Origin of the sequence: Bacillus sp. RSS_NA_20, from assembly GCF_020165915.1 — a bacterium.
GTDB classification, from domain to species: Bacteria; Bacillota; Bacilli; order Bacillales; family Bacillaceae; genus Bacillus; species Bacillus altitudinis.
The window spans coordinates 264896-283369 of record NZ_JAIUKW010000005.1; the positions used below are offsets into that span (position 1 = coordinate 264896).

Below are 18474 nucleotides of genomic sequence, written 5' to 3' on the forward strand. Positions count from 1 at the left end.
GAGATGTCGCCCCTTGCCGTTATAATCTATTGGCGAGCTCGTGATTAAAGAAAAAGAGATGCTAGCCGAGCCTGTCTTCTATTACTATACGATGAGAAGGGGCATGTTTAGACCTATAGATTCGTATATATGCATAGAAAGAGGAGGGTGGATTCATGAAACGACCGATTATCGGGCTTGCGCTGGGCTCCGGGGGTGCCAGAGGGATGGCGCATATCGGGGTTTTATCTAGTCTTGAGAAACAAGGAATTCAGGTGGATATGATCGCAGGAAGCAGTATTGGTGCTCTTGTGGGGAGCTTTTATGCAGCAGGACAAGACGTAGAAAAAATGAAAAAACTTGCACTTGTCTTCAGAAGAAAGTATTATGCTGACTATACACTGCCAAAAATCGGTCTGTTAAAAGGAAATCGAATTTTGCAGCTGATTCACACGTTTACATATGGGAAGAATATTGAAGAAATGCGCATGCCTCTTGCGATTGTCGCCTGTGACCTTCAGACAGGGGAGAAGGTTGTGTTCAAAGAAGGGTCTGTCTCACAAGCAGTCAGGGCAAGCATTAGCATTCCGGGTGTGTTTGTTCCGCATGAAATAGGCGGCAGGCAATTGGTGGATGGAGCGGTAGTGGACCGCATTCCTGTCTCTGTTCTCAAAGAAATGGGGGCAGATCTCATTATCGCCTCTGATGTATCAAGGGTGAAAAAAACAGAAAAGGCAACGAGATTATCGGATGTCATTATGCAAAGTTTGGACATCCTTCAAAATGAATTGGTTCGTCACCAAACCATTCATGCAGATCTCATGATTCGGCCGAAGCTCGAGACCTTTAGCTCTAGTGCGTTTACACAGGTTCAAGAAATGATTGAAGCAGGTGAACTCGCCGCCGACCAACTAAAAGGAAAACTGAAAGATGTCATTGATAAATGGGAGTGTTAATCGAATGAAAAAATTAAATATTCGCTGGCTCAGCTTTTTTGCTGTTGTTCTAGTCTTATTTGGCTTAACTTTTGTGAAACTGCCCTATTACGTCACAAAGCCAGGTGATGCCACAGAAATTGCGCCACACATTCAAGTAGACGGAGGATATGGCGAGAAGGGCAGCTTTTCTCTTATGACCATTAAAGTAGGTCCAGCCAATCCATATACGTATTTGCTTGCAAAAATGAACAAGTATGACGAAATCGTTCCAGAAGAAAATATTAAAGCGGACGGAGAGTCTGATGAGGATTATATGAAACGGCAGCTGCAGCTCATGAAAAGTTCTCAAGAAAATGCGATGATTGCCGCTTATACAAAAGCGGGAAAAAAAGTAGATTATACGTTTAATGGGGTATATGCGAGCTATGTGATGAAAGGAATGCCTGCATATGGGAAGATTGAAGTTGGTGATAAGATCAAAAGTGTCGACGGCCATACATACGAGTCAGCAGATAAAATGGTTTCGTATATCAGCAGTAAAAAAGCAGGCACGACTGTCCGTTTTGTACTTGAACGTAATGGCAAAGAAATCACGCAGAACGTGACGTTAAAACCATTTAAAGAAGAGCCAAAACGAGTGGGAATTGGCGTATCACTATTTACAGACCGTCATGTGAAAGTGTCTCCTTCTGTGAAAGTGGATATTGAAAACATCGGCGGTCCATCGGCTGGTTTAATGATGTCACTTGAAATTTACAATCAGCTGACAAAAGAAGATGAAACACATGGCTATGCGATCGCAGGAACTGGAACGATTGATGCAGATGGTACAGTCGGACCGATTGGCGGAATTGATCAAAAGGTTGTTGCAGCAGACAAAGCAGGGAAAGACATCTTCTTTGCACCGAATGATAAAGGTGACCCAAACTCTGACTACAAAAATGCAGTCAAAACAGCAAAAGATATTAAAAGTGATATGAAAATCGTTCCTGTGGATACCATGCAGGACGCACTAAACTATTTAAACAAATTAAAAGAGAAAGCATCATAAAAAAGAGCAGCCTGACTTGCAGGCTGCTTTTTTCTATCGAGATGAAAAGAGTCCGCTCTCTTCATCATATCGAATCGGTGATGTTTTAAACTCTGCTTTTGTTAACTCTGTTTGCATGGGTTCACAGATGGGAAGGCTGAACACCCTTGAAGCGCGAATATCAAGATCAAGGGCGGGATGTGAAAAGGAAGACAGTTTACTCACAAGTGGTACATCCAACTCTTTTTTTACAAGAGACAAGTACTGTTGTCCTTTCCTTGTCATTCCAAGTAAACGAATATAGGGCGCTTTTTTCTCTTCAAGCAGCGCGTGCATCGTCTTTTTCTTCACGTTCATTAATAGATGCGTATTCATCCGCTGTAACCTTGTCCACGTATATCGTTTTGTTTTGACAAGTGATAGATACTCTTCGTAGGAAGACGCAAGTGTCATGGCTTTTTGCATGCGGTGTTCAATGCCCTCTTCAATTTCATAGATGCCCTCTAGTTCACTCGTATCCATTGTATGAAAAACATGTTTCAGAAAGCGAAAATAGGCTTCTTGCGTATGTAAAAGACCATATGAAGAATGATAGTCGTGTAATTGCTTTAAAGTAGCGTCCGGGAGATAGGGCGTGACTGCTTGAAATGAGCTCTGTTCTTTTAATGCTTTTCGGATACTTGTGGCGCTTGCGATTTTTTGGTTGTTAGGCAGTTCTTCATCATGATAATCAGATGCAATTCTTTGAGACGTAAAAGGCTGCATGTGAGGAGCTCTCTCTAAGATGGCTTTAACATAATGAAAGCCTAAAATGTTATTTGGTTTGGACAAATCCAGTAAGTGTTCAGAATGAATGGCCTCTTGAAACGCACCTGCTGCGGCGGCGGGATAACTAAGACCTTCTTTCACCTTTTCTTTTGTTAAAAGATCAATCTCTGCCTTTTTTTCATACCAAGCGTGTGCTGTGCGCTCAAATGCGTTGATCTCTCCATCCTCACTACCGAAAAAAAGAGAATGGCATTTTAATGCATCAAGGATGGACACAGCGCCATTGGCGAAGGTTTCTGCCTTTTGTACGGCATATATGTATGGAAGCTCACACACAATGTCTACGCCGTTTTGCAGTGCCATTTTTGTGCGTGCCCATTTTGAGACGATGGCAGGCTCCCCGCGCTGGAGGAAAGAACCGCTCATGACGGCAATGGCAACATCTGAGGAGGTTTGTTTTTTCGCCTGATTCACATGATAGGCATGCCCATAATGAAATGGATTGTACTCGACAACGACTCCCACTGCTTTCAATAGATGTTCCGCCTTTCTTGCTATGGTTAAATGGTCTGTGCTACAGTAGCATAAGGGAAAAATGAAGACCATTTTTTTCAGTTTAGGCATTCCGAGAACTGATGTCAAACAGCCCTTTGACGTCATGAAGGACTGTAAAGAAAAAATATTGACAAATAGCATGATGAAAGCTATAATCATGTTTGTTGCTCTTAGAGGTGATACAATTGAAATGGACAGTTTATCAGTTACATCAAAAAGCTAAAAACAGCTTCGATTTTCATGAGACGGTTGACTTAAATGAACTTACTAGCCTTCATTCAGATATACGTCGTATTTCACCAGTAGAGGTGAAAGGGACTGGAGTGATCGAATCAAAGCAAGTCGCATTTGATTTAACCATCACAGGTGAAATGACATTGCCTTGTTCAAGAACGCTTGTTGATGTAAATTATCCATTTGCGATTTCAACAAAAGAACTATTTGTACTTCATAAGACAGACGATATAGAAGATGAAGACGTATCTGTTGTAGAAGACGATATCATCGACTTAACGCCTATAGTCAAGGAAGAAATTCTTCTTGAAGTGCCCATGCAAATCTTTTGCGACCAAGCTGACGTAAAAGGTGCTGCACCACAGGAAGGGAATGACTGGGCGGTCATTTCGGAAGATGCACATCAAAACCGAATTGATCCTCGTCTGGAAGGCTTGAAGAAGCTCTTAGAAGAAAATAATGAATCTTAACTCTTTAAGGAGGTGGGAATAATGGCTGTACCTTTTAGAAGAACTTCTAAAATGAAAAAAAGATTGCGTCGTACGCATTTCAAACTACAAGTACCTGGTATGGTAGCTTGCCCAGAATGCGGTGAAATGAAAATTTCTCATCGTGTCTGCAAATCTTGCGGAACATACAAAGGCAAAGACGTAAAAAGCAACTAATGCTTGATAAAAAAACGTGAGGGAATCTTCCCTTGCGTTTTTTTATTGATCTATTTTTTAGGTTTCTCTCCTGCAAATAGTCTATCTACTCTAGTAAGCGCATATGATGTGGTATTCAGATTCAAGGGGGGATGATGAGTTGACGATTACACGGCAGGACGCATGGACACAAGATGAAGATTTACTTTTAGCAGAAGTTGTCTTAAGGCATATCCGAGATGGAGGTACCCAGCTTTCAGCATTTGAAGAGGTTGGAAAAGCATTGTCAAGAACAGCAGCAGCATGTGGATTCAGGTGGAATTCTTACGTCAGAAAGCAGTACCAGGCAGGCATTGAGCTTGCCAAAAAACAGCGAAAAGAACTGCGTAAAAAAATTGGTATCCATTCTTCGGGTTTACCGCAGCATGCGTTCACCATAGAAGAGAAGGCATCTTCTGATCAGACTGAACTGACGCTTCGAGAAGTAATTCGGTTTCTAGAGCAGCTTGAGAAAGAACCATCTGGTCCAGCTTATTTACGGGAGGAGCTGAAAGATGCACAGCATCAATTAAAATCACTCACCGAAGAAAATGAACAGCTGAAACGTCAATTAAAAATGACAGAAGAAGATTACCGGGCACTTATTGGTATTGTTGAAAGAGTCAAACAGAATATCAGCTTAAAAGATTACGCAAAATAAGAAAACGCCCCTCACAGATGGAAAGAGGGGCGTTTTCTTAATGATTAAGCGGACTCACCTGTGTTCTTTTGAATATGTGCAGGCTCCCAAATGAGTGGGTTTTCTCCTTTATCGCGTTCCATATCATATTTCACCGCTTCAAAGCCCATTTTATCCCAAAAACCGGCAGATTTAACGCGTGGATTCGTTCGAATTGGAAGGCCGAAAGATTTTGCGAAATCAACAAGCGCTTCGCCGTATCCTTTACGCTGATATCCTGGCAGCACTTCTAGCTTCCACAGCTCTAGATAATCATGATTATGGTCAAAATACGTCGTCGTCGAGCCGTCTACTTGATAGAGGCTCATACGTGCCACAAGCTTATCTCCAAAGTAAATCCCATAAAATGGAGAGTTGCTGTCATTTTCAATCATATTACTCTCTAGGTCTTCAAGCATGGAAAGTTCTTGTATGCCATATTCCTTAAATTGTTTAAATTCCTCTAATGTTTTGTAGTTAATCAGAAGACGTTTTACTTGTGTCATGTGATCTTCCCCCTTACACACATAATGTCGACAGTGATGTCATTGAAGGCGTTTTCATCCCATCCGCCTAAAAAAAGTTTTTACAATTATTATTATAGTTTTTTAATTAAAAAAATTCAATCATAGCGCGTTATCTGCTTTTTGCATCGTAGCACGAAACTGGTAAAATAGTTGATAACATGAAGTAAACAGAAAAAGGGAAGTGCGGCAATTGAAAATTGGAATCATTGGCGGTGGTGCGATTGGTCTGCTTTGTGCCAGTTATTTATCAGAGCATCATGACATCACCCTCTTTACAAGAAGAAAACAGCAGGCAGAAGAAATTCGAGCATTCGGCATTGAACGAATGGTGAGAGGGGAAACCATTCAATCAGCTGTTGGAGCCGATACGGGAGTCAAAGGAATATTTGATTTGCTGATTGTGACAGTGAAGTATCATCACCTGCAAGATGTTCTAAGTGAATTATCAGGACTGCCTCGTCAGCGGATCTTATTTTTGCAGAACGGAATGGCCCACCTCGTCGATTTAAAGAACTGGAAAACGGCACATCAGTTATATATTGGTGTAGTAGAGCATGGCGCAATGAAGGTGTCTGATCGCGCAGTAAACCATACAGGAATTGGTGTCATCAAGTGGGGAGCATTTCTGCATGAGGAAAAAGAACCTATGGGTAGTGAACTATCAACGTGCGATTTTCAAATGGTTTATACAGATGAATGGAAGAAAGTACTGGAGGAAAAGCTGCTCGTCAATGTGTGTATTAATCCGTTGACGGCTCTATTACATGTGAATAATGGGGAATTGGTATCGAACCCATCATATGAACATATGATGACATGTGCATTTGAAGAAGCGGTTTCCATTCTAGGGTTGCTTGAGAAAGATCGTCTATGGGCTCATGTGAAATCAATTTGCCATCAAACGGCTGCCAATCAATCGTCAATGCTACAAGATATCGTCAAAGGCCGCCAAACTGAAAGAAAAGCAATCATTGGCTACCTTTTAAAAAAAGCTCAAGGTCAAGGGATGACGCCGCCATTCCTCACTTTCTTGAATAGAAGCTTGGAAGTATTGGAAAAAAAGCAAACAAAATCTTTTGAGTGAGCTCATTTACATGCTATACTTTTTTCGGGAAACTAACTATTTATTGAAGAAAGGAAGTTCTAAACATGCAATTGACTGAACTTTCCATCCGAAGTCAGAATTTATTCATACGTGATTATATAGAAGAAAAAAAAGAGATGACTGCTTTTTTTGATTATGATATACATTCTGAGCACACATGGAAAAAGAGATACGACGATCTCATGGAAAGGAGCTTCCCGCGCGAGGCTTTAGCGGATTATATGAGCGCATATCATGCAAAATTTGATTCGGCTGCGATGCGTGAGAATATTGAGAAGATCCGTGATGAACGGAGCGTCATGGTGGTTGGAGGACAGCAGGCAGGCTTACTGGCAGGTCCGCTTTATACCATACATAAAATCATTTCCATTATTCAGTTTGCCAAAGAAAAAGAATCAGCGCTTGGCGTTCCTGTTATTCCGGTCTTTTGGGTAGCGGGTGAAGATCACGACGTAGACGAAATTAACTTTGTGTACACGTCTGGCGAAAAAGGCCCAGTCAAACAAAAGCTTCCATTACATCATGTGAAAAAAACAGCTGCGAAAAGAACACCTCTCCACCAAGAGAAAACAGAGAGATGGCTTCGTGATGTATTTTCAACCTATGAGGAATCTGCTTACACCAATGACTTGTTTGATCAGCTTCTTCGATGTTTACGCAAATCAGAAACGTTTACTGATTTCTTTGAGTGGATTGTTTGCGATCTATTTGAAGAAGATGGACTGCTGTTATTGAATTCAGGAGACTTCGGCGTGAAGCCACTTGAACGTACGTTATTCAAGCAAATTGTGGAGTCGAGTGATGCGATCGTGGCTCACTTAAATAACACGCAGGCTGCCATGGAACAAGCGGGGTATCAGCCGATTATTGAAGCTGGTGACCATCAAGCCAACTTGTTTTACGAATATGATGATGAGCGTTTCCTCATTGAACAAGAGAATGGCCAATTTTCTATATCCGAAGTGGGGCTTACTTGGACAAAAGATGAGCTTTTGCAGGAAGTCGAGGAGCACCCAGAGCGGTTTAGCAATAATGTGGTGACCCGTCCATTGATGCAGGAAACCCTTCTTCCAACGCTTGCTTTTATGGCTGGACACGGTGAAGTGAACTATTGGGGTGAGCTGAAAGGCATCTTCGAGTACTTCGATGTCAAAATGGCACCCGTTCTTCCAAGACTGCACGTCACCATTCTTGAAAGGCACATTGATAAGAAGCTGCCGATAAGAGAATTGTCGGTTGAAGAAGTGCTGACAAAAGGCGTGAAAGAAAAGAAGGATGCGCACTTTCAGCAAAGTCTTCCAGACAGCTTTGTTCAATCGGTTCAACATGCCAAACGTGAATTAGCGAATGTTCACGAGGCAATGAGACAAGAAGCGCTAGAGATCGAACCAAGCTTTGAACAGCTATTAGATAAAAATGCCAAATTTATAGAAGACCAGCTTCAATTTGTTTATCAAAAGGTTGCAAAGCGTGTGGAAGAGAAGGAAGGATACATCCTTCGAGATTTTGAACGGATTGAAAATAGTTTAAAACCACTCGAAGCACCACAAGAAAGAATTTGGAATATCATGTACTTTTTAAACAAATATGGTCCAGAATTCTTCAAAACGTTCAAAAATCTGCCATTTTCATTTCAAAACAAGCAACAAATTGTCAAACTTTGAAATAAAGTTTTAATGAACCCTGACTAGTTCAGGGTTTTTTTTTATGTAGAAACAGTGTAAAATAAGTTTTGTGGAGAGAAGTGGTGGATAGTGGAGAGTATGGGTGAGAAAGTGGGGCTCTAATATCATGTTCATGGGTGAATACCAACATACGATTGATACAAAAGGGCGCATGATCATCCCTGCTAAATTTAGAGACGGTCTCGGAGAACAGTTTGTGCTGACGAGAGGGCTTGATCAATGTTTATTTGGCTACCCTATGAGTGAGTGGAAACTAATTGAAGAGAAACTCAAAGCGCTGCCGCTAACGAAAAAAGATGCACGTGCGTTTACCCGGTTCTTCTTCTCCGGCGCAGTTGAATGTGATCTGGACAAGCAGGGGCGGATTAACATCGCATCCAACCTACTCCAATATGCAAAACTCGAAAAAGAATGTGTGGTCATCGGCGTTTCAAATCGAATTGAGTTGTGGAGTAAGTCGATCTGGGAACAATATACAGAAGAGCAAGAAGATTCTTTTGCTGAAATTGCTGAAAACATGATTGGATTTGATATATAATAATCCCTTGTGCAGCAAGCTTTCTACACATTCATTTCTATTTGAAAAAGGTGGGACCATATCATCATGTTTCAACATGAGACAGTATTATTAAAAGAAACAGTTGACGGTTTAAACGTCAAAGAAGACGGTACATATGTGGACTGCACGCTAGGCGGCGCAGGTCATAGCTCATATTTACTATCTCAATTATCAGAAAAAGGTACATTGATTGGGTTTGACCAAGACGATGCTGCACTGGATCATGCACGAGAGAAGCTCGCACATGTTAAAGCGAACATTCTTTTCATAAAAAGCAACTTCCGATATTTAAAAGAACGTCTGAATGAACAAGGAATTACAAGCGTAGACGGTGTGATTTTTGATCTTGGGGTTTCATCACCTCAGCTTGACACACCAGAGAGAGGCTTTAGTTATCACCATGATGCACCTCTTGACATGCGAATGGATCAAACCGCTGCTTTGTCGGCAAAACAAGTGGTGAATGAATGGCCATTTGAAGATCTAGTTCGGATTTTCTACAAATATGGGGAAGAAAAATTCAGCAAGCAAATCGCACGCAAAATTGAAGAAGCTAGAAAAAAAGCGCCAATTGAAACAACAGGTGAGCTTGTCGACATTATTAAAGAAGGAATTCCCGCACCTGCAAGACGAAAAGGCGGACATCCAGCGAAAAGAGTGTTTCAAGCGATCCGAATTGCCGTAAATGACGAATTGAAAGTATTTGAAGAAGCACTAGAACAAGCAATAGAGTTACTCAATCCGAAGGGGAGAATTTCTGTCATTACATTCCATTCACTTGAAGATCGGATTTGTAAAAGTACATTTAAAGAAATGTCTTCTCTTCCAGAACTTCCGCACGGACTACCAGTGATTCCAGAAGGACTTGAACCAAAACTGAAGCTGATCACGAGAAAACCAATCGTTGCATCAGAACAAGAGCTGGAATATAACAACCGTGCCCGTTCAGCGAAGCTCCGAATTGCAGAAAAAAAGTAAACGACACCATAGATGATGATAAAAAGGAGGTTTCTTATGAGTAATTTGGCTTACCAAAGAGAAGTAAAGCAACATCAAACCGAGCAACAAGGTCAATCGGTTGTGATTAGAAGAAGAGGTTCTATTACACTTGGTGAAAAAATCTTACTTGTCATGTTTGTCATGGCTCTCATGTGCAGCTCGATCCTCATCATTTCTAAAGCCTTTGCTGTTTATCACGCAAATATCGAAGTGCAGAAGCTAGAACAGCAAGTGTCTTTAGAATCGAAAAAGATCACTGAACTGCAAAAGCAAAAAGATTTACTAAGCGAACCAGAGAGAATCATTGAAGCCGCTAAAAAAGCCGGCTTAAGCATATCGAAAGATGTTAAGAAGGTCGATTAACATGGCGATGCCTAAAAAGAATAAAATGATGAACAGAGGCGCGGCAATTGCGAGTATTTGCTTCGCCCTGTTTTTCTTTATCATCCTTGCACGTTTTATTTATATTCAGATTACGGGAACCGTCGATGGACAAGTGTTAGCTGCAAAAGCCAATGAACAATATCAATCGAAAAAAACACTTGAAGCCAAAAGAGGGTCCATTTTAGACAGAAATGGCAATGTGATTGCGGAAGATACATCTGTGTATAAGCTAATTGCAATCATGAGCAAGAAAATGACGGTCGATCCAAAGCATCCGATGCATGTCGTTGACAAAGAAAAGACAGCAAAAGAGCTGTCAAAGGTCATTGATATGAGTGAGAGTGAAATTTTAAAGCGTCTGAATACAAAAGATGCATTCCAAGTCGAGTTTGGTAAAGCCGGAAAGGATATTAGTTTTTCAACTAAGGAAAAAATTGAAAAGCTAAAACTTCCTGGGATCGCCTTTGAAAAAGACACAAAGAGGTATTATCCAAACGGCATGTTTGCTTCGAACTTAATCGGTTATGCTAGATTAGATGAAGCCACCAAGGAAATGTCAGGCGCAATGGGTCTAGAAAAGGCGCTGAATAAATATTTAAAAGAAAAAGATGGCTATGTAACGTATAACAGCGACAGAAGCGGATGGGCACTTCCGAATAGTAAAGAAGACATCGTTGCCCCGAAAGACGGGAAAAACGTCACGCTGACCATCGACCAAAAAATTCAGGCATTTCTTGAAGAAAGTATGACGCAGGTCGCTAAAAAATATAAGCCGAAGAAAATCATTGCGACAGTCGTTGATCCGAAAACTGGAAGAGTTCTTGCAATGGGACAGCGGCCAAGCTTTAATTTAAATGAACTCGACATTACGAATTATAACAACGATGTCATTTCTTACGCATTTGAACCAGGTTCAACGATGAAAATTTTTACACTCGCTGCTGCTATCCAAGAAGGAGTGTACCAAGGCAGTGACAAGTATCAGTCTGGTACTTATAAAGTAGGCGGCGGTCTTGTAAGAGACCATAACAACGGAAATGGCTGGGGGAAAATTGATTTTCATGAAGGTGTTCTTCGTTCTTCAAACGTAGCTTTTGCGAAACTGGCAAAAGAAAAGTTAGGTTTCACACGCTACGAACAATACTTGCAAAAATTCCATTTCTATGACAAAACAGGCATAGACTTGCCGAACGAAGCGTCTAGTAAAATCAATTTCAGATACGAATATGACAAAGCATCGACTGCTTATGGTCAGGCGTCCGCGATTACCCCAATTCAGCAAATTGAAGCGGCGACAGCCATTGCAAACGGTGGAACGATGATGAAGCCATATGTAATCGATCATATTACAGACCCGAACACAAACAAAACAATTTTACAGCACGAACCAACAGTAGCTGGAAAACCAATTTCTTCTGATACAGCGAAGCAAGTCCGTGACATTTTAGGTGAGGTCGTTTCCTCAAAAATTGGCACAGGACAGCCATATCAAATCAAAGGTTTTGATGTCGCTGGGAAAACAGGTACAGGACAAATTGGCGGTGCTGGCGGCTACCTTCAAGGGAGAAACGATTACGTCTTTTCATTTATGGGAATGGCACCAAAAGATGATCCGAAGCTGCTCGTTTATGTGGCTGTCCAACAGCCTCAGCTATCTGAAACACAAACAGGCTCTGCCCCTGTTTCAGAAATCTTTAACCCTGTGATGAAAAATAGTTTGCTCTATTTAAATATCGCACCAACAAAAACAGATGATAAAAAATCTGGCAAACAGAAAATAAAACAAGAAACAATGCCGTCATTCCTAGATTTAGAAGTGAAACAGGCAGAAACAGAAGCAAAAAACAAAAAGTTATCACCTGTTGTCATTGGTGACGGTCTATCCATTAAACGCCAATGGCCAAATGCGGGCTCTGAATTCTCTGAAAGCCAGAAAGTCTTTTTGAAAACAGCAGGGAAAACCATTAAAATGCCTGATATGACAGGCTGGTCCAGAAGGGAAGTTCTTCAATATGCGTCTATTTCAGGTGTGCATATTGAAACAAATGGACAAGGATATGCTGTCAAACAAAGCGTGAAAAGTGGAGCGGAGATTTCAGATAAAGTCGTCACAGTGACCTTCAAAAGTCCAAATTAACTTGAAAACCTAGCAAATCATTTGCTAGGTTTTTTTCTTTTGCTTGAGCGATGGACGAGATCGTTCTATAAAAAGACGAGCCTGCATATGATGAAAACAAGCCATATGTAAGGAGTGAACCGGGCGTGCGAGTGTCAAGTGTAACAGTGAGAAAACGATTGCTTTTCGTGCTGCTGTTTGGGGTGATCATTTTTTTCATCATAGATACTAGATTAGGATATGTGCAGTTTATTATGGGCGAGAAGCTGACAAGTTTAGCGAAAGATTCATGGAGCCGTAACCTTCCATTTGAACCAGAACGAGGAGATATTTTGGATCGAAATGGGGTGGAGCTGGCGACGAACAAAAGTGCTCCCTCTATTTTAGTCGTGCCGCGGCAGGTGAAAGACCCAGCAGAAACAAGCAAAAAATTAGCAGCAGTGCTGAATATGTCTGAGGAGAAAGCGTACAAGCATGTCACCAAGAAAACGTCTATAGAACGAATTTCCCCAGAGGGGAGAAAAGTATCTCATGAAAAAGCAAAAGAAGTCAGAGAGCTTGATTTAGATGGAGTCTATGTAGCAGAGGACAGCATCAGACATTACCCGTTTGGAAGTTTCTTATCTCATGTATTAGGTTTTGCTGGAATTGATAATCAAGGCTTACTTGGGCTAGAAGCGTACTATGATGATGACCTAAAAGGTGAAAAAGGCTCTGTGAAATTTTATTCTGATGCAAAAGGGAAGAAAATGCCAGATGAAGCAGATGATTATACACCGCCTAAAGATGGGCTTGATATGAAATTAACCGTTGATTCAAAAGTGCAAACCATCATCGAACGAGAACTAGACAATGCTCAGGCAAAATATAACCCAGATGGCATGATTGCCATTGCCATGAATCCGAAAAATGGTGAGGTTCTGGGAATGTCGAGCAGACCTGACTTTGATCCGGCTGACTATCAATCAGTTGATTCAAAAGTATTTAACCGAAACTTACCGGTGTGGAGCACATATGAGCCAGGATCGACGTTTAAAATCATTACACTGGCAGCTGCCCTGGAAGAAAATAAAGTAAATTTAAAACGTGATCATTTTTTTGACAGCGGATCTGTGACAGTGGATGGCGCAAGGCTCAGATGCTGGAAAAAGGGAGGACATGGATCACAGTCGTTTCTAGAAGTGGTACAAAACTCTTGTAACCCAGGATTTGTCGAGCTAGGCGACCGTCTTGGAAAAGATAAACTATTTTCTTATATTAAAAATTTCGGCTTTGGTCAAAAGACAGGAATCGACCTTCAAGGAGAAGGTAGAGGAATTTTGTTCCCGCTTGATCGTGTTGGTCCTGTAGAACAGGCAACAACAGCATTTGGTCAAGGTGTATCTGTTACGCCGATTCAACAAGTAGCTGCAGTGGCAGCCGCAGTAAATGGAGGAACGCTTTACACGCCGTATATTGCAAAAGAATGGATCGATCCAATTACAAAAGAGGTAGTGAAAAAGCAATCACCAATTGCCAAGAAGAAAGTCATTTCAGCGGAGACGTCTAAAGAAATCAGGTATGCCCTTGAAAGTGTAGTCGCTCAAGGAACTGGTCGGAATGCATTCGTTGAAGGATATCGGGTGGGCGGAAAAACAGGAACAGCACAGAAAGTAAAAGACGGAAAGTACATGGAAAATAACCACATTGTGTCATTTATCGGGTTTGCACCTGCGGATGATCCAAGCATTGTTGTATATGTAGCAGTAGATAACCCAAAAGGCACGATTCAATTTGGTGGGACAGTAGCAGCACCTATTGTGGGCCATATTATGCGAGACAGTCTGCCTGAAATGGGCGTGAAAAAAAGAAAAGGACAAATTGAAAAGAAGTATCAATGGCTGGACACAAAAACCATTGAGGTACCGAATCTTGTAGGAGGATCTGTTTCTGACCTTGAATCACTCCTGATTAATCTAAAGATTGATGCTTCAGGAACTGGCAGTAAAGTGGTGAAGCAATCGCCTGCTGCCGGCACAAAGGTCAAAGAAGGTTCCACGATCCGATTATACTTAAATGATGAATAATAAAGAATGAACAGAGGGTAGCCGCACTCATTCGGCTGCCTCTTTTTGTTGAAAGAGAAGGGTCGCTTTAAAAAAAGAGCATAAAGTGTGCTTTTTCCAAGAGAAACTTAAGGAATACGCTGGATGTATCCTTTTTTTTACGATAAAATATAGACTGTGTGTTTTTTTCACAAGACATGCACGTGAACGAATTTGAGAGGTTTGATATGAAATGAAATTACAAGAACTCCTTACATACTTTAAAAGTGAAAACAATGAACTGATAAACGAAAATCCGGAGATTACTTCCATTGAAATGGATTCAAGAGAAGTGAAAAAAGGGAGTCTTTTTGTCTGTATAAAAGGCTATACAGTAGATGGACATGATTACGCTGAAAAAGCAGTGAAAAGCGGGGCTGCAGCGATTGTAGCAGAACACCCACTTCACATAACAGATGTACCAGTCATTATTGTAAAACACTCTCAAAGAGCACTTGCAAGAATAGCAGATGCTTTTTACGAACAGCCAACTCATAAACTCAATCTAATTGGTATTACAGGAACGAACGGGAAAACGTCCACAACACACATGATTGAGCAAATCATGAGAAAAGCCGATAAAAAAACAGGTTTAATCGGTACGATGTATATGAAGGTAAACGATGAAATTCTCGAAGTGAAAAACACAACACCTGAGAGTGTCACCCTTCAGAAAACCTTTAAGCAGATGCTTGATCAAGACGTAGATACGGCCATTATGGAAGTATCATCACATGCTTTGCATCTTGGACGTGTTCATGGATGTGATTATGATATTGCCGTCTTTACAAATCTTACCCAAGATCATCTGGACTACCACAACACAATGGAAGAATATAAACATGCAAAAAGCTTGCTCTTTTCCCAGCTCGGAAGTGCCTTTCAGCATGATAAGCCGAAGCATGCCATTTTAAATGCAGATGATGAAGCGTCTAGTTATTTTGAAAAAGTCACAGCTGCTGAAATTATGACGTATGGCTTAGAGCAAGAAGCAGATGTAATGGCAAAGAACATTCAAATCAAACCAAAGGGAACACAATTTGATTTGATCACCCCAATCGGCACAAAAAATGTGACGGTTGCCCTTATTGGGAAATTCAATGTGTATAACATTTTAGCAGCTGTATCAGTAGGAATTGTATCAGGCTTAACGTTTGAAACGATCGTTAGTGCCATTGAAGAACTTGAGGGAGTCAAAGGAAGATTCGAACTTGTGAATTTTGATCAAGACTTCCCAGTCATCGTTGATTATGCGCACACACCTGACAGTTTAGAAAATGTACTGACTACGTGCAGAGAATTAACAGAAGGTAGAATTTTCTGTGTAGTTGGCTGCGGGGGCGACCGTGATAAAACCAAGCGCCCTCAGATGGCCCAAATCGCTGTGAAATATGCAGATGAGCCTGTTTTTACATCAGATAATCCAAGAAGTGAAGATCCATCAGCCATTTTGAAAGACATGGAAAATGGCGTGCCAAACGCCTATTATCACAGCTTTGTGAACCGGAAACAGGCCATCTTTTTTGCCATTGCTAATGCAAAAAAGGGCGATACAGTCTTAATAGCTGGAAAAGGCCATGAGACGTACCAAATCATTGGTGATCAAGTCTATGACTTTGATGATGCCAAGGTGGCAGCGGACGCTATTTTAGATCTAAACAAATCTTAAAAATGATGAAAAGAGTGTAATGAAATGAAGCATTTTGTACAAAAACAACATACGAAAGACACGAATGAATATCATAATAATGAATGCTATTTTCTAATGGAAAACGGCTTTGGAAATTCGGAAGGAGTAAAGAACAATGCTTGAACAGGTGATATTGTTTACAATCATAATGGGATTTTTAATCAGTGTTCTTTTATCCCCGATTTTTATTCCGTTTTTAAGAAGGCTTAAATTTGGTCAAAGTATTAGAGAAGAAGGACCTCAGTCTCACCAAAAGAAATCTGGTACCCCAACAATGGGTGGAATTATGATTATCTTTTCTATTACAATTACAACGATCGTGATGATTAACAAATTCTCTGAGATTAGTCCTGAAATGTTTTTATTGTTATTTGTCACCCTTGGCTACGGATTATTAGGATTTTTAGATGATTATATTAAAGTAGCGATGAAGCGAAATCTTGGCTTAACATCGAAACAAAAACTAATCGGGCAAATTGTGATTGCTGTGATTTTCTATGCAGTCTTCCATTATTATGAGTTTGCAACGACTATTCGCATTCCAGGAACAGATGTCAGCTTTGACTTAGGATGGGCATACTTTATCCTCGTCGTTTTCATGCTTGTCGGTGGTTCTAATGCGGTAAACCTTACGGATGGACTTGATGGTTTATTATCTGGAACAGCTGCTATTGCATTCGGAGCTTTTGCCATATTGGCTTGGAATCAATCTCAGTATGATGTGGCGATCTTTTCGGTAGCAGTAGCAGGCGCTGTCCTTGGGTTCCTTGTCTTTAATGCGCATCCTGCAAAAGTATTTATGGGTGATACGGGATCGCTTGCTTTAGGCGGTGCCATAGTGGCCATTGCCATTTTAACAAAACTTGAGATTTTACTCGTCATTATTGGAGGAGTATTTGTTGTTGAAACGTTATCCGTTATCCTTCAAGTCATCTCCTTTAAAACAACTGGAAAAAGAATCTTTAAGATGAGCCCGCTTCACCACCACTATGAGTTAGTTGGCTGGTCTGAGTGGAGAGTAGTTGTCACCTTCTGGACAGCTGGTTTATTGCTTGCTGTTTTAGGAATTTACATCGAGGTGTGGTTATAATTGAATAGGATGCAAATGTTAAAAGACGAACACGTACTAGTACTAGGGCTTGCAAAAAGCGGATATGCGGCAGCCTCAATTCTTCACGAACACGGAATAAACGTGACGGTCAATGACCAAAAAGCTTTTGAAGAAAACGAGCCTGCTCAGTTACTTTCTGAAAAGGGGATTGATGTCATTTGTGGCAGTCATCCTCTTCGTATGTTCGACGATAAAGAAATTACGATTTTAATTAAGAACCCTGGAATTCCTTATGAGAATGTGATGGTTCAAGAGGCGCTTCGCCGAAAAATTCCAGTTTGGACTGAAATAGAATTGGCGTATCATTTGACCTCATCTCCTTTTATTGGGATTACCGGATCAAATGGAAAAACGACCACGACCACTTTGATTTATGAAATGTTGAAAAAAGACAGCCAAAAAACATTGGTAGCAGGTAATATCGGAACGGTCGCAAGTGAAGTTGCCGCGCGTGCAGCGGGCGATGAATGGATCGTAACTGAGCTCTCTTCATTTCAGTTAATGGGAACCGTTGAATTCAGACCTAAAATCAGCTTAATTTTAAATATTTTTGACGCACATTTAGACTATCATCACACGCGTGAAGAATACGAAAAAGCAAAACAGAAAGTGTATGCACATCAACAAGAAGATGACATAGCTGTGGTTAACCTAGATGATCCATCTGTTGTCAAACTAGCAGAAGAGTCGAAAGCGCAAAAAGTGTTTTTCTCAGTTAAAGAGCCGGTAGCACATGGAGCGTTTATTAAAGATGGTGCCATCTACTATATGAATGAACATGTCATTGACCTCAAGGATGTTGTTCTTCCTGGTGAGCATAACCAAGAAAATATTCTAGCAGCTATTTGTGTTGTAAAAAATGCAGGCTGCTCAAACGAAGCGATTGCGCAAGTTCTTACTACATTTAGTGGAGTGAAGCATCGTTTGCAATTTGTGGAGACGATTCAAAATAGAAAATTTTATAATGACAGTAAAGCGACCAATATACTGGCAACAAGTAAAGCTTTGTCTGCCTTCAAGCAGCCGACCATTTTACTAGCAGGTGGACTGGATCGTGGCAATGAATTTGATGAATTAAAACCTTTTATGAAGAATGTAAAAGGAATAATTACATTTGGTGAGACTGCGCCTAAGTTTGTGAAGCTTGGTGAAGAGCTGGGAATACATCACGTAAAACATGTCGATAATGTTGAACAAGCAGTACCTGCGGCGTTTAGCATATCTGAAGAAGAAGACGTGATTTTATTGTCTCCAGCTTGTGCAAGCTGGGATCAGCATAAAACATTTGAAGAACGAGGAGACATGTTTGTAAACGCCGTGCATATGCTTAAATAAGGGCTTGTCTCTC

Annotated in this window: 17 protein-coding genes; 15 read left to right on the top strand and 2 right to left on the bottom strand. The window is 40.9% G+C overall.

The window, feature by feature from the left end:
* The first annotated feature begins 155 nt into the window (after positions 1 to 155).
* Complete coding sequence (locus LCD32_RS06940) at positions 156 to 935, top strand: patatin-like phospholipase family protein (RefSeq protein WP_025207288.1); 780 nt, start codon at positions 156 to 158, stop codon at positions 933 to 935.
* Between the two features lie 4 nt (positions 936 to 939).
* The gene (locus LCD32_RS06945; RefSeq protein ID WP_017359372.1) at positions 940 to 1968 is read left to right on the top strand and encodes a SepM family pheromone-processing serine protease; all 1029 of its coding nucleotides are present in this window, start codon (positions 940 to 942) and stop codon (positions 1966 to 1968) included.
* A gap of 33 nt (positions 1969 to 2001) precedes the next feature.
* On the opposite strand, the gene LCD32_RS06950 is transcribed toward LCD32_RS06945, so the two are convergent.
* On the bottom strand, positions 2002 to 3249 hold the full coding sequence (locus LCD32_RS06950) for a nucleotidyltransferase (protein WP_411908495.1): 1248 nt from the start codon (positions 3247 to 3249) through the stop codon (positions 2002 to 2004).
* Positions 3250 to 3455: 206 nt separating this feature from the next.
* On the opposite strand from LCD32_RS06950, the gene LCD32_RS06955 reads away from it, so the two are divergent.
* The 3 genes from LCD32_RS06955 (at position 3456) to gerR (ending at position 4848) form a co-directional block, all read left to right on the top strand.
* The gene (locus LCD32_RS06955) at positions 3456 to 3974 is read left to right on the top strand and encodes a YceD family protein (RefSeq protein ID WP_008345010.1); all 519 of its coding nucleotides are present in this window, start codon (positions 3456 to 3458) and stop codon (positions 3972 to 3974) included.
* 21 nt (positions 3975 to 3995) lie between these two features.
* Positions 3996 to 4169, top strand: coding sequence for a 50S ribosomal protein L32 (gene rpmF / locus LCD32_RS06960; protein WP_008354700.1), 174 nt, complete (start codon positions 3996 to 3998; stop codon positions 4167 to 4169).
* 139 nt (positions 4170 to 4308) lie between these two features.
* Positions 4309 to 4848 carry a sporulation-specific transcriptional regulator GerR gene (gerR, locus tag LCD32_RS06965; protein WP_017359370.1) on the top strand — a complete coding sequence of 180 codons (540 nt, stop codon included), beginning with the start codon at positions 4309 to 4311 and terminating at the stop codon, positions 4846 to 4848.
* 44 nt (positions 4849 to 4892) lie between these two features.
* On the opposite strand, the gene LCD32_RS06970 is transcribed toward gerR, so the two are convergent.
* Positions 4893 to 5372, bottom strand: coding sequence for an N-acetyltransferase (locus LCD32_RS06970; RefSeq protein WP_007499784.1), 480 nt, complete (start codon positions 5370 to 5372; stop codon positions 4893 to 4895).
* A 211-nt stretch (positions 5373 to 5583) separates the two neighbouring features.
* Between LCD32_RS06970 and LCD32_RS06975 the strand changes: the two genes are divergently transcribed.
* The 10 genes from LCD32_RS06975 (at position 5584) to murD (ending at position 18461) form a co-directional block, all read left to right on the top strand.
* Positions 5584 to 6477 carry a 2-dehydropantoate 2-reductase gene (locus LCD32_RS06975; protein ID WP_263485677.1) on the top strand — a complete coding sequence of 298 codons (894 nt, stop codon included), beginning with the start codon at positions 5584 to 5586 and terminating at the stop codon, positions 6475 to 6477.
* Positions 6478 to 6542: 65 nt separating this feature from the next.
* The gene (gene bshC / locus LCD32_RS06980; protein WP_224563328.1) at positions 6543 to 8162 is read left to right on the top strand and encodes a bacillithiol biosynthesis cysteine-adding enzyme BshC; all 1620 of its coding nucleotides are present in this window, start codon (positions 6543 to 6545) and stop codon (positions 8160 to 8162) included.
* Between the two features lie 127 nt (positions 8163 to 8289).
* Positions 8290 to 8721, top strand: coding sequence for a division/cell wall cluster transcriptional repressor MraZ (gene mraZ / locus LCD32_RS06985; protein WP_003211163.1), 432 nt, complete (start codon positions 8290 to 8292; stop codon positions 8719 to 8721).
* Between the two features lie 66 nt (positions 8722 to 8787).
* Positions 8788 to 9720, top strand: a complete 933-nt coding sequence (gene rsmH, locus LCD32_RS06990) for a 16S rRNA (cytosine(1402)-N(4))-methyltransferase RsmH (protein WP_007499781.1) — start codon at positions 8788 to 8790, stop codon at positions 9718 to 9720.
* Positions 9721 to 9756: 36 nt separating this feature from the next.
* Positions 9757 to 10104, top strand: a complete 348-nt coding sequence (gene ftsL, locus LCD32_RS06995; protein WP_148942933.1) for a cell division protein FtsL — start codon at positions 9757 to 9759, stop codon at positions 10102 to 10104.
* A 7-nt stretch (positions 10105 to 10111) separates the two neighbouring features.
* Positions 10112 to 12262 carry a penicillin-binding protein gene (locus tag LCD32_RS07000; RefSeq protein ID WP_050827687.1) on the top strand — a complete coding sequence of 717 codons (2151 nt, stop codon included), beginning with the start codon at positions 10112 to 10114 and terminating at the stop codon, positions 12260 to 12262.
* Positions 12263 to 12387: 125 nt separating this feature from the next.
* Positions 12388 to 14307 (top strand): stage V sporulation protein D, encoded by a 1920-nt coding sequence (locus LCD32_RS07005; protein ID WP_224563330.1) that lies wholly within the window; start codon positions 12388 to 12390, stop codon positions 14305 to 14307.
* A 211-nt stretch (positions 14308 to 14518) separates the two neighbouring features.
* Positions 14519 to 15994, top strand: coding sequence for a UDP-N-acetylmuramoyl-L-alanyl-D-glutamate--2,6-diaminopimelate ligase (locus tag LCD32_RS07010; protein ID WP_144610138.1), 1476 nt, complete (start codon positions 14519 to 14521; stop codon positions 15992 to 15994).
* A 136-nt stretch (positions 15995 to 16130) separates the two neighbouring features.
* Positions 16131 to 17105 carry a phospho-N-acetylmuramoyl-pentapeptide-transferase gene (mraY, locus tag LCD32_RS07015; RefSeq protein ID WP_007499771.1) on the top strand — a complete coding sequence of 325 codons (975 nt, stop codon included), beginning with the start codon at positions 16131 to 16133 and terminating at the stop codon, positions 17103 to 17105.
* Between the two features lie 9 nt (positions 17106 to 17114).
* Positions 17115 to 18461 carry a UDP-N-acetylmuramoyl-L-alanine--D-glutamate ligase gene (murD, locus tag LCD32_RS07020; protein ID WP_411908501.1) on the top strand — a complete coding sequence of 449 codons (1347 nt, stop codon included), beginning with the start codon at positions 17115 to 17117 and terminating at the stop codon, positions 18459 to 18461.
* The last annotated feature ends 13 nt before the right edge of the window (positions 18462 to 18474 follow it).

Bases quoted from the DNA above. Each gene is read 5' to 3' on its own strand.
- LCD32_RS06940 (WP_025207288.1), top strand. From the start codon at position 156: ATGAAACGACCGATTATCGGGCTTGCGCTGGGCTCCGGGGGTGCCAGA.
- LCD32_RS06945 (WP_017359372.1), top strand. From the start codon at position 940: ATGAAAAAATTAAATATTCGCTGGCTCAGCTTTTTTGCTGTTGTTCTA.
- rpmF (WP_008354700.1), top strand. From the start codon at position 3,996: ATGGCTGTACCTTTTAGAAGAACTTCTAAAATGAAAAAAAGATTGCGT.
- LCD32_RS06970 (WP_007499784.1), bottom strand. From the start codon at position 5,372: ATGACACAAGTAAAACGTCTTCTGATTAACTACAAAACATTAGAGGAA.
- bshC (WP_224563328.1), top strand. From the start codon at position 6,543: ATGCAATTGACTGAACTTTCCATCCGAAGTCAGAATTTATTCATACGT.
- mraZ (WP_003211163.1), top strand. From the start codon at position 8,290: ATGTTCATGGGTGAATACCAACATACGATTGATACAAAAGGGCGCATG.
- rsmH (WP_007499781.1), top strand. From the start codon at position 8,788: ATGTTTCAACATGAGACAGTATTATTAAAAGAAACAGTTGACGGTTTA.
- ftsL (WP_148942933.1), top strand. From the start codon at position 9,757: ATGAGTAATTTGGCTTACCAAAGAGAAGTAAAGCAACATCAAACCGAG.
- LCD32_RS07000 (WP_050827687.1), top strand. From the start codon at position 10,112: ATGCCTAAAAAGAATAAAATGATGAACAGAGGCGCGGCAATTGCGAGT.
- LCD32_RS07010 (WP_144610138.1), top strand. From the start codon at position 14,519: ATGAAATTACAAGAACTCCTTACATACTTTAAAAGTGAAAACAATGAA.
- mraY (WP_007499771.1), top strand. From the start codon at position 16,131: ATGCTTGAACAGGTGATATTGTTTACAATCATAATGGGATTTTTAATC.
- murD (WP_411908501.1), top strand. From the start codon at position 17,115: ATGCAAATGTTAAAAGACGAACACGTACTAGTACTAGGGCTTGCAAAA.